Here is an 11277-nt window from a genome sequence, read left to right as displayed (position 1 = left end):
GGCGGCCAACAATGTTGTCGGATTACGCGGGGCGTTGCCGCGCTAATCCGACACCACAGAAACAACAAAGGGCGCCTCGGCGCCCTTTTCTTTGCTCTGCCGCGAAGGCGATCTTACTCGGCCACGTCGAGCCCCCGCTCGATCATGCCTTCGACATACGCGCGCAGGTATTGTTCCAGCGCGGGGCCGGACAGCACATTGGCGGTCAGCGCGCCGTGCGGCGAGCCTTTCAGCACGCCGTCGTGGTACACGCGCGCAATCCAGGCCACGTCCGCGCCCTGGGTGTAATCGAGTTCATAGTCGAACGATTCTCCGCTGACTTTGCGTGTGTAGACTTCCTTGACAATTGCCATCTAAAACAGCCTTTCTTGACGAGATTAACTGGGATGCGGGTGCGGCACGGGATCATCCTGCGGCACCGGGTGCACGGGCCCCGGGTGACGCCCGGGCGCTTCCTGCGGCTCCGGCGCCGGCATGGGTTCATCGACAGGCGCCGGGTCGGGCGCGCGGTGGGCATGGATGACGGTCATGGCTGGCCTCCCTGCAGACAAAAGAAGACCATACCACGAGTTCCGCGCCGCTGCCCTTATTTGCCTGCAGGTTTGACGTCGGCGGCCGGCGGCGCCGCGTTCTTCACATATTTCTCCAGCCAGTTGTTGCTTTCATACAGCATCTGCATGATCGATTCGCGCGCGCGGTAGCCGTGGCTTTCGTTCGGCAGCATCACCAGGCGCGCCGTGCCGCCCAGGCCCTTGACGGCCTGGAACATGCGCTCGCTCTGGATGGGGAAGGTGCCCGAGTTGTTGTCCTGCTCGCCATGGATCATCAGCAGCGCATCCTTGATCTTGTCCGCATAATTAAACGGCGACATGGCCTGGTAGACGGCCGGCGCCTGCCAGAACGAGCGCTCTTCCGCCTGGAAGCCGAACGGCGTCAGCGTGCGGTTGTAGGCGCCGCTGCGGGCGATGCCGGCGCGGAACAGGCGCGTGTGCGCCAGCAGGTTGCCCGTCATGAAGGCGCCATACGAATGGCCGCCGATGGCGATGCGGTGGCGGTCGGACACGCCACGGCGCACCACCTCGTCGACGGCCGCCTCGGCATCGGCCACCAGCTGCGGCAGGTAGGTGTCGTTCGGTTCCTGCTCGCCGTTGCCGACGATGGGGAACGACGGATTATCGAGCACGGCGTAGCCCATGGACAGGAAGGCGGCCGGGCCCCAGTAGCTGACGGCATTGAATTTATAGGGCGAGCCCTTGGTCTGGCTGGCGGCGCTGGCCGTCTTGAATTCCTGCGGGTACGCCCACATCAGGGTCGGCAGCGGGCCGTCGCGTTTGACGTCGTAGTTCGGCGGCAGCATCAGCGTCGCCGTCAGGTCCACGCCGTCGGCGCGCTTGTAGCGGATCAGCTCTTTCTGCACGTCCTTCAGTTGCGGCAGCGGATGGGGAAAATGCGTAAGGGCCGTCAATTGCGCCGCACCCTGCTGTTTCAGGTTGCGCACATAGTAGTTCGGCTGCTCGGTCGGCGATTCGCGCGTCGACAGCAGCCGGCTGCCATCCTCGTCCAGCACGGCCACCACGTTTTCATAGTAGGGGGCGGCACTCTGGAACAGGCGCTCCTTCTGCTTTGTCGCCAGGTTCAGGCGGTCGATGAAGGGACGGTCGCCTTCCTTCGAGGCGCCCTGGCCGTCGAGCAGGATGGAGTTATCAAAGGCGATCAGCAAACGCGGCAAGCCGGCTGCGTCCGCGCGCATGACGGGCTGGCCCGGATCGTTGTAGCGGTCTTCGAAGGAGCCGGCGTACACGAGGTCGCCAGGCGTGCCCGCCACGGCGGACGGTTGGTCCGGCTGGATGCGCCACTGCTTGACGGCGCGCGTCTTGTACCACGCTTCGCTGAGCAGGGCCAGGTCGCCGCGGCCCCAGGCGACGCCCGCGTAGCGCGAACCGAGCCGGGCCAGCACGGCCGGCTGGGCCGTGAACGGCGCCGCCTGCGTGTAGACGACGTCGCGAATCTCGGCCGCCTTGGCCGGGTCGCCGCCATCCTGCGCTTCGGCCCACACGAGGGTAGCTGGCGCATCGACGCGCCAGCTGACGGAGCGCACGCCGGCGGACACGGCATCGTTGCCTGGCGGCAGCCCTTCCTCCAGCGGCAGGGCCGCTACCGCATGCTCCACCTTGCCATTGAGGTCGCGCACGTCGATCTTGTGACCGAAGTCGTGCGCCGGCACGATGTACGAATACGGCCGCACGATGCTGGTCGTCAGCAGGTGCTTGCCGTCGGGCGAGGCCGATACGCGCGAGAACTGGCCCGGCTGGCCGACCAGGCGCTGCTTGCCCGCCACGTCCAGCAAGGCCAGCTGCACGGTAATGTAGTGTTCGAACAGCTGCGCGTCCTGCTCGTTTTTCAGCAGGTCGGGATAGGTGCGCAATTGCTTGACGCCGCCGCCCGGCACGCTGTCCTGGATGGACGGGCCCGTCGGGATGCCGCTCTGCACGGGCGCCGCGCCCAGCTTGGCCGGCTTCAGCTGCACCAGCAGGGTCTTGCCGTCGGGCATCCAGGAAAAGCCGCGCCCATACACCGTCGACAGCGATTGCGTGCCCAGCTTGCGCGCCGCTTTCGTCTGCACGTCGAGCAGCCACAGCTCCACGCCCGACTCCTTCACGCCCTTCGCGGGATCGGCGTAGGCGACGTGCGTAAACGCCAGGTAGCGCTGGTCGGGCGACCAGGCCAGGTCGGCGATGCGGGGCGCCGCCGGCAAGCCGCTGACCTTGATTTCCTTCTGCGTATCGATGTCGAGCAAGCCCAGTCCCGTGTGGAAACTGAAGCGGCTGGCCGAATACGTGCGCGGATTGATGCGCAAGCCCGCCAGCTTCAGTTCCGGCTGCGCCACTTCGTTAATGCTGGGCAAGGATGGCGTGGGCAGCACGGCGGCCAGGTTGCGTTTCGGGCTCAGGCTCAGGGTCGGCGCGCGCGGCGCATCGACGATGGCTTGCAGGGGCGCCGGCGGGGCTTGATAAGCGCCATCTTGCGCCATGGCTAGGGAAGACGAGGCCATCAGGCCGACAGTGATGGGCAACAAAGACAAACGAGTAGACATGAAACTCCAGTGGATGAAAGTGGCGACAACAAGCGAGCGCACCGCACCGCTCATGGCGGCGCTTTGTGACAGGGCATAGTGCGTTCAGGCCAAGTAAATGTCAACCAGCAACTTTTACCGTTTGACAAGCATCGCCGCCCATCCCCATCTGGCTTACAATCGCTGTTTTACCCGCACCCGAATGCCTACATGGAAACCACTACCCTCGCCCTGCTGTTCCTGGTCCCGCTGCTGGTCTGGCGCATTTATTCGCGCCTGAAGAAACTGGTGGCGCGCCAGAAGTCGCAGCTGTGGCGGCACTGGAGCGTGGCGGTCGCGTTTCCCGCGCTGCTGCTGTTCCTGGCGACGACGACGAAGTTCGAGCTGTTGCCCCTGTCCAGCCTGGGCGCGGCGGCGCTGGCCGGCGGCTGGCTCGGCGTGCTGGGCTTGAAGCTGACGCGCTTCGAACAGGTCGGCAAGGACTTTTTCTTTACCCAGCACCGCTACCTGGGCCTGGCCATCACGATGCTGTTCATCGCCCGCTTGCTGTACCGCGGCATGGAAATCTACCTGAACACGCGCCTGGACGTGCCCGTGCCGCCGCCGCCGTTCGGCCAGAGTCCGCTGACCATGGCCGCCTACGGCCTGGTCATCGGCTACTACGCCGTGTATGCGTGGGGCCTCGTGCGCTGGCGCCAGCGCAACAAGCCCCTGCAGGCTGCCGAATAAGTCAATAGTACTGGCACAAGCCAGTACACGTCGTCACCGACAGCGCCTGGCGTATCGTCGCCAGCGCCGGCGCCAGGGCGGGATCGAGGTCCTTGTCCGCATCGGCCAGGCTGCCCAGCAAACGCTCGCGCAAGGGCGGCGCCATCAGCGCGACATTCGGCGCCGCGTACTGCGCCGCCGCTTCCAGCATGCGCTTCTTTTGCGCCACGCTCCAGAACGGCACTTGCACGAACTGCACCACGCCGACATACAGGGTGGTCGATCCCTTGCTGAAGGCGCGCGCGCGCATGCGCTCCGTACCGCTCACTACCTGCAGCGGCTGGTTACTGAATTCCTGCTCCATCAAGCCAATCAAGTGCGCATGGCAATGCATGCCAAAGGCAAAAAAAGTACTCATCTCATCGCCATAATTGGCCAGGTTCTGCGTTACCTGGTCATTGCGCGCCTGTTGCAATTCGGCGCCGGACAGCGGCAGCGGCAGCTCGCGGCCAAACGTGTAATATGCCTTGCCGATGTTGGTTGCCCGCTCGCACAGGGCCACGCTCGGGTTGATGTCCTGCAACGCCGCGACAGGCGCCCGGAACAGGCCCGGCGCGTCGGTAATCTGGGCAATCAACGCTGCCACTTCAGGGTCGCCCAGCCGCGGCAAGCCGCTTTGCAGCGTCGCCTTGGCCATCAGCGCTTCCAGGCGCGCACTGGCTTGCTGGAAATCGGTATAGCTGTCGGCCCAGGCGGCGGGCGCCACGAGAGCGGAGGAAAGGCAGAACAAGCGGCCGATGCGGCGCAACGGCATGGAAATCGACAGGGACATGGGATCAAGAAAACACTATTGGAAAATTAGCAATTATAGGCAATCTGTATCCACAGTGCATTTAATTGCCATTACGATATCGCTTGTTTAGGCGATGATGGTGACACGCGGCCAGCGCGCCGCATAGTCCTTGCTGGCCAGGCGCTGCGCATAGCCGTCCGCGCTGATGCGCGCCGGGTTGCGCCGCACCACCATGTCGAACAGGTCATCGAGGCCATGCGGCGCGACGATGCCGATCTCGCCGTCACGCTGCAGAAAGATGCCGACGGCCGTGGCGAACTCGGGCCAGGAAGCGATGGCGTCTTCGAGCGACAGCAAGGGCGGCACGGCGTAGCCGAACTCGTCTTCAAACCACAGGTGCACCCTGGCCTGGTTGCACACTTCCCACGGCACGCCGGGCAGTACAGTTTCCAGGCGCTGGCGCAGCCGCACCTCGCTTTCCGCAAGCACATCGTGCGCATCGAAATACGCCACGTCGACGTCGCTCAATGCCGATGGTTGCGCGTAGCCGTGCAAGGCATCCCACACGAGGTTGCGCACGGCGCCGGCGCCGATGCAGCAATGGGGCAAGCCCAGCTGCGCCACGGCCTGCAGCATCTGCATGCACCATGGCGTGGCGCGGACGAGGGCGCGCAGGCGCGCGGCCAGCGCTTCCTGCGTACTCATTCCTATGGCCGGATCTGCGGCGCCACGCCGTCGTTGCTCACCGTGCCTTCGACGTTGCCGAAGTACACGTCCAGGTCCTGCTTCGGATGGAAGTTGCGCAGCTTCACTTGCAAGGTGGTGGGATTGATCTTGGTGAATGTGCCGGGGAAGCACAGGCTGACCAGCTCGTCCGGTTTTCCCTTGATCAGGTTCAAGGTGAAGTCTTCGATGCCATTCTTCCAGGTGTTACCCGTCGTCAAAATGTACGAGACCCACACGGCATTGACGAAGCCGCTTTCACCCTGCTGGGCGGCAAGGCGGTTCCACATCTTGTAGAAGGCCTTGTCGCCGCAGTATTTCTTTTCAAATGTATTGCCATCGCCCAGGTAGGAAGCGCCGGGGCCGGCCGCGACGAACGGCGCATATTGATGGCGCACGCGCACGACTTTACCGGCGGGGAATTTCTGCTGCCACAGGTAGATGACTTTCACGGTCCAGGCCGGCACCCACTCCTCGTCGTACAGCTGGGCCAGCAGGCCCTCCTTGATCATGATCTTGCTCTGCGCGGCCGTCAGCGGCGCCACTTTCTTGTCGAACGGCGTGTGCGAAGGGAAATACGCAATTTGCGCGTCGGACAAGCCCAGCTGGCGCAGCCGGGCCGTCACGTCGGAGCTGCCGAGCTTGGCGACAAACGTGGTTTGATAGTCCTTGCGCTTGCCGTCCACGTCGACGGTAAACTGCTGCGGCTGGCCGTAATACGTGGGCGAGCCGTGGTAGCCGGACGAGTATTCGGGCAAGGGAAAGAAGATCGTTTCTTCCACATCCTTGGCCGATTCATTGAGGAATTCATACTCGACCTTGATCAAGTCCGTGCTCACGCTGAGCACTTCCTTTTTCATGGCCACGGCATCGGTCTTGCCGAACAGGATGCCGCCGGCGCTAACGGAGCCGATGCCGTCATTGGCCACGGCTGACGCAGAACACGCCAGCGCCAAGGCCGCAGCCAGAACAAGCTTGCGCACGGCCATCACGCCGGCTTGCCCGGTACGGGTTCGATGCGCCGCTGCAGCACGAAAATCGGTTGCGCCCATTGGGTATCCTTCTTTTTCTTACTGGTGATCAAGGTCAGCTCCGAGGGATCGTAGACATCCGTGTTGTGCGTCAACGGCGTCGTCATCAGGTATTGCGCTTCCGTATTTTTCAGGAATTCGCCGACCAGCTGAATATTGCGGATATCGAGGTGGGCAAACGGTTCGTCGATGAAGACGAAGCCGCCGGAACCGTCTTCCGATTTCAGCAAGCCGATCAGCAGCACCAGCGACTTCATGACCTGCTGGCCGCCCGACGCTTCGCCATCGTTCATGCCGATGACGCCCTTGCCGTCGAACTTGAAGCGCACGTGCAAGCCCGCCTGCGACAGCTGCACATCGTCGTTTTCCAGGCGCACAGGGTCGGCATGGACTTCGATGCCGGCCAGTTCGCCCAGCTCCTTGATGTTCTTGCTGTAGGTCTTGATGGTGTAGCGCAAGCGTTCCATGTAGGCGCCGCGGGCATTGCCCGTCGCTTCGATGGCGCGGTTGTTCTGGTAGCGGCGCTCGTCCGTTTCCGACTGACGGCCATGCAGCTGCTCCGACAGGCGGTGGTGCTGGTCGATGACGGTGGCGTCGAGTTCCCAGTCGTCGCGCGCCAGACTGTTTTGCAGGCTGGCCACGCGCAGGTCGACCTGGTGCGCATTCTGATGCTCGGCCACGAGGGCCGCGCGGCGCGCTGGACGGCGCCAGCTTTTTGGCAGGTGGCGCCACGCATGGCGCAAGGCCAGCAAGGCGCGCGCATGCTCGGCGCGCTGTTCAATCTGTTTCTTGTAACCGAGGCGCGCCCCCGCTTCCGCCTCGGACAGGGCCAGGCGCGCGTTTTGCCACACGGTATCGGCGCGAGTGCGCGCCACGGTGGCGTTCTTCGTCAGGTTTTGCAGCTCGCCCAGGCGCCCGCCCACTTCCAGGCGCTCTTCCTTCAGCGGCTTCGAGTTGCGCAGCGCTTCGGCGAATTCTTCCTGGCGCGCACTGAGTTCCTTGGCCGCGTCGACGCCGGCGATGCGCGCTTTTAACGCGCCCACTTCGGCCGCCAGCTTCGAAATCGCCAGGGTCAAGGTGTCTTCCTGGCCTTCCAGGCCCGGCAGGGAGCGCAGCAGCGCTTCAAGGCGGCCGCTGCGGCCAGCCTGGCCGAAGCGGTAGCGCGACGCTTCCACGAACAACGAGCGTCCGCCGCGGCGTTCGCGGTGATACGCCTCTGGCGTGATCCACTCTTCGTGGTTGCCCAGCTTGAAGCCCGCCTCGACGGAATCGACGCGCGCGATGCGCGACAATTGCTCGATCAGCCAGCTGGGCACGGGCGCGGAAAATTTCACCACCGCCAGCAAGCTCTCGTCTTTGGCGACAGGCGCCGTGACCAGGTCCGGCACGATGAAGTGGCGGTAGCGTTCCTTCTCGGCCAGGCGGTAGGCAGCGGCCGCATCCTTGGCCTTGTCGAGCAGCACCACCGAAGCGTAGCCGCCCAGTACGCCTTCGACGGCGCCCTGCCAGCGGCTGTCCGTCACTTCGACGATATCGGACAGCATGGCGTGGCCGATGCCAGCATCGCGCAGCGCGCGGCGCATGCCGCGCACATTGTCCGGCTCCGGCATCGCCGTCTTGCCTTGCAGAGCGGCAATCGTTGCCTGCTCGGCCGCGATGCGCGCCGACAGGGCGTCGCGCTGCTGGCGCTGCTGCAGCAATTGCGCTTCCTTCTGTTCCAGCTGCGCCGCCACTTCGGCGATGTCGCTGCCCGAATCGGCCGCCAGCTTGTGCAGGCGCTCCTTCTGTTCCAGCAGGCTGTCCAGCGGTTTCAGTTTGGCATTGATCAGGGAAAGGCGACTCTGCAAGCCGATCGATTCCTGCTCCAGCAGGGTTTCGTTCATCTGCGCGTCGGACAGGGCCTTGGCCTGCGCGGCCAGCGCATTGCGCTTGTCCGTCAGCTGCTGGTCGGCCTGCGCCATCGGTTTGCGCGCATCGCGCAATTGCCGGCTGGCGATGGCCGCCTTTTCGCGCGCCTCGTGGTACTGCAGGCTGGGCAATACTTCTTCGAGCAGATTGCGGCGCTCTTTATGCAGCCCTTCCCACTGGTGGTAATTGGCCACGCGCAGGCGCAAGCCTTCCAGGTTGGTCTTCGATGCTTCCAGTTCCGTCTCGAAGCGTTTCAGTTCCACTTCCGTGTCGCGCTGGTGGCGCTTGGCTTCGTCGTAGGCATCCAGCACTTCCTTGTCGCCGAATACCTGGAACACCAGGTCGAGCAGCTGGCGCGGCGCGTATTCGCACAACTTGTCCGTCTCGCCCTGCTCCAGCGCCAGCACTTTCGACATGGCGGGCGACAGGCCCGCATTGGCCAGGCGCTTGCGGTAGTTTTCCACGCCGAGCCAGTCGTTGGCGTCCGTGATGTCCTCGATCTGCACATTGCCCGGACGCATCAGATACTGGCGCTTCCAGTCGCCGCCGTTCTTCTGGATCTGGCAAAACAGGGTCACTTCGTCGTCGCTGAAGAAGCCCGAGCTGCGGAACGGCCGGTTCGACAGTTGCTTGCCCACGTTCTTGTTGTCGACCACGGCGCGCAGCCAGGCCGTCTGCTGGCCCGAGTGGCGCGCATAGTGTTTATAGGTGCGCCCCATCGAGCAGTCGAGGCCGAACAGGGTGCGCAAGGCGTCGAGCAAGGTGGTCTTGCCCGAACCGTTCTGCCCCGCGATGGTGATGATCTTCGCGTCAAGCGGGATGTTCTTGATGCGCTGCCAGTAATCCCAGTGCACCAGTTCAAGTGATTTGATATGAAACATGGGCGCTTTCAGTGAGGGAGGTCGGACACGGGCTCGTCGCCCGCATCAGGCAGGTCGCCGATGTCGGCGGACAGATCGTCTGTCAGGTCGGCGTCAAGCAGCGTATCGCCGCTGACGGCCACCAGGCGGGCCGGCGCGCGCTTGAACACGTCGGCCAGGGCGCCATTGATGATGCGCTCTTTCAAGACGTCCGTGTCCATCATCAGGTCCAGCAGCGGGCCTTCCAGGATGACGTCGCCGCGCCGCTCGATGAAGCCCAGCTTGGCCAGGGTGCCCAGATTCATATCCATGCGCGTCTTCTTGCCCAGCTTGTCGCCGAAGTCCGACAGCAGCGCCTTGTAGGAAATGCCGATCGACGCGTCTTCCGCGCGCGGCAGCGGTTTTTCCGTGCCAAACATATCGTTCTGGTCGTCGTCCGCGTGCTGGTGCGTTTCCTGGCGTTCGCGCTTGGGCAGGATGATCTGCGCCCACAGCACCACCAGCAAGGCCACGCCATCGCGCGCCAGACCAAAATTATTGTTTTGCCACACGTCGCGCGCGCCGAAAATCTTCGGTTCGATGGTGCGCGTCAGGGCCAGGGTCACATGGTCGGCATACACGTTGTCGAGCAGTTTCAAGCCGCAGGCCAGCAGGCGCGCATCGATCTCGGCGCGGAACAGCTCGTCGGACAGCACGCGCTTGACGAGCTTGTCGTCGCGACGCAGGGTTTGATGCGTGAGCAGGCGCGCAATCAGGATTTGGGAATCGTCATTCATCGGCAGTGCCGCTATCTAAATCAAGTGAAACATTCAGTGAAAGCGAGGCGATCGACATGGCCGCCACGTGGGGGTCGGTCAGTTGGACCATCTCGTCGGTCGGTGTAAAGGTAATCGGCAGACGGGCCAGTTCGGCCGTGGATCCCTGCAAGCTCGCTTCGGACACGTCACCGAGCAGCGGCAGCATCGAAGCGCGGTAGGACGCCACGGCAAAGCTGGCTGGCAGCAGCGAATCCTGCACCGGTACGCTTTTCGGCCCCTCTTCGCCGATGCTGGGGAAATTGCCCAGGCTGGCAAAGTTCGACAGGCGTTCGAGCAAGTCGTCGAGTTCAAGCTGCATGGCGGGTCCGTCGCTGATGGTGGTGGGCGCGTCCTCTCCGCTGGGCAGGCCCGTGTTGATGACGCCTGCCGCCCGTTCGGACAGCAGTTCCGTTTCCGCCACGTCGATCATCTCGGCCGGCGTGGAGAACAGGGGCACGACGGGCTGGTCGATGGCGCCTTCGGCCAGGCTGGCCAGGTCGTCGTGCAGCAAGAGCCAGCGCTTGATGTCGGTGGTCGACAGGCCCGACTGGCCCAGGTGCACGCGCTGGCGCTCGATCTGGTTCAGGGCGCGCGAAAACATGCCTTGCATGTTGAGCAATTTACTTTGCGCGCGGCCGATCGCCTGTGCCGCCTTGTGCGTGGCGCTGTCCGCGTTTTCATCGGAGGTGATGGCCACGAGAATCTCGGAACCCTTCTCCACCCAGTCGCAGGCCATGTTCCACTTCGCTTGCGCCGTGCGCAGGCGGAATTCGGAGCCGGACGCGATGGCGTCGGAAAACTCTTCCGTCAAGTCGACCAGGCGCCCCAGCAGATGTTGCAATTGCTCCACGGACACGCCGCCGACGGCTTGCGCGCCCGCCACCTGCGACAGCAAAAATCCCATTTCCGCTTCGTCTTCCGTCTGGCCCAGGCCCAGCAAGCTGTCGATGGCGGACAGTACATTGCGCGCCATGGGCGTGACGCGGTACACGCCCTGCTGTGCATCCCAGGCCAGCAACTGGTTCGAACGCAGGCGCAGCAAGACCGTTTCCAGGCTTTCCGGCAACAGATACGCGAGTTTCGTGTTGATATCGGCGCGCGTGTAGGCGGACGTGGCGGCATCGGACGCGAGCTCGCGCAACACCAGCAGACGCACCAGCACGCCATCGAAACCGCCATGGAACAGGGCCGTAAACACTTGCAGCAAGGGCTGCGCCCGCTTCAAGTGAAACACCTGCTCGATCTCGTCGGCCGAAATATTGGGCTGGAAATGCGCCTGCAAGGAATCGTGATGCTCTTGCTCTGTCTGATTTGCATCCGTAGCCACGGCTGCACTTGCCATTATATCAATCATTCTTTTCCGGATGAGTGTTCAGCGGGCGGC

General features: G+C 63.7%; 10 protein-coding genes. 1 reads left to right on the top strand and 9 read right to left on the bottom strand.

Annotated features, from left to right (window positions below):
- Positions 1-113 precede the first annotated feature (113 nt).
- Genes ACQ4W4_RS19895 through ACQ4W4_RS19885 form a run of 3 tightly spaced genes read right to left on the bottom strand, consistent with a single transcriptional unit; the run spans position 114 to position 3094 of the window.
- Positions 114-353, bottom strand: a complete 240-nt coding sequence (locus tag ACQ4W4_RS19895; protein WP_034753464.1) for a hypothetical protein — start codon at positions 351-353, stop codon at positions 114-116.
- Positions 354-377: 24 nt separating this feature from the next.
- Positions 378-530, bottom strand: coding sequence for a hypothetical protein (locus ACQ4W4_RS19890; protein WP_162995534.1), 153 nt, complete (start codon positions 528-530; stop codon positions 378-380).
- Positions 531-586: 56 nt separating this feature from the next.
- Positions 587-3094, bottom strand: coding sequence for an alpha/beta hydrolase family protein (locus tag ACQ4W4_RS19885; RefSeq protein WP_436543404.1), 2508 nt, complete (start codon positions 3092-3094; stop codon positions 587-589).
- A 189-nt stretch (positions 3095-3283) separates the two neighbouring features.
- On the opposite strand from ACQ4W4_RS19885, the gene ACQ4W4_RS19880 reads away from it, so the two are divergent.
- Positions 3284-3802 carry a CcdC protein domain-containing protein gene (locus tag ACQ4W4_RS19880; protein WP_436543403.1) on the top strand — a complete coding sequence of 173 codons (519 nt, stop codon included), beginning with the start codon at positions 3284-3286 and terminating at the stop codon, positions 3800-3802.
- A 1-nt stretch (position 3803) separates the two neighbouring features.
- On the opposite strand, the gene ACQ4W4_RS19875 is transcribed toward ACQ4W4_RS19880, so the two are convergent.
- The 6 genes from ACQ4W4_RS19875 to ACQ4W4_RS19850 all read right to left on the bottom strand — a co-directional run bounded on the left by ACQ4W4_RS19875 (position 3804) and on the right by ACQ4W4_RS19850 (position 11235).
- On the bottom strand, positions 3804-4613 hold the full coding sequence (locus ACQ4W4_RS19875) for a hypothetical protein (protein ID WP_436543402.1): 810 nt from the start codon (positions 4611-4613) through the stop codon (positions 3804-3806).
- 87 nt (positions 4614-4700) lie between these two features.
- Positions 4701-5279: a nucleotidyltransferase family protein gene (locus ACQ4W4_RS19870; RefSeq protein ID WP_436543401.1), complete on the bottom strand. Its 579-nt coding sequence runs from the start codon at positions 5277-5279 to the stop codon at positions 4701-4703.
- A 2-nt stretch (positions 5280-5281) separates the two neighbouring features.
- Positions 5282-6280 carry a DUF4424 family protein gene (locus tag ACQ4W4_RS19865; RefSeq protein WP_436543400.1) on the bottom strand — a complete coding sequence of 333 codons (999 nt, stop codon included), beginning with the start codon at positions 6278-6280 and terminating at the stop codon, positions 5282-5284.
- A 5-nt stretch (positions 6281-6285) separates the two neighbouring features.
- The gene (locus ACQ4W4_RS19860; protein ID WP_436543399.1) at positions 6286-9117 is read right to left on the bottom strand and encodes an ATP-binding protein; all 2832 of its coding nucleotides are present in this window, start codon (positions 9115-9117) and stop codon (positions 6286-6288) included.
- Between the two features lie 8 nt (positions 9118-9125).
- The gene (locus tag ACQ4W4_RS19855; RefSeq protein ID WP_436543398.1) at positions 9126-9872 is read right to left on the bottom strand and encodes a hypothetical protein; all 747 of its coding nucleotides are present in this window, start codon (positions 9870-9872) and stop codon (positions 9126-9128) included.
- Complete coding sequence (locus ACQ4W4_RS19850) at positions 9865-11235, bottom strand: hypothetical protein (RefSeq protein WP_092608970.1); 1371 nt, start codon at positions 11233-11235, stop codon at positions 9865-9867. The genes ACQ4W4_RS19855 and ACQ4W4_RS19850 overlap by 8 nt, the downstream gene beginning before the upstream one ends.
- Positions 11236-11277: the final 42 nt, after the last annotated feature.

It is taken from the genome of Janthinobacterium glycogeni, from assembly GCF_051380725.1.
Taxonomy (GTDB): domain Bacteria; phylum Pseudomonadota; class Gammaproteobacteria; order Burkholderiales; family Burkholderiaceae_D; genus Janthinobacterium.
This window is presented reverse-complemented; position numbering and strand designations above follow the sequence as displayed.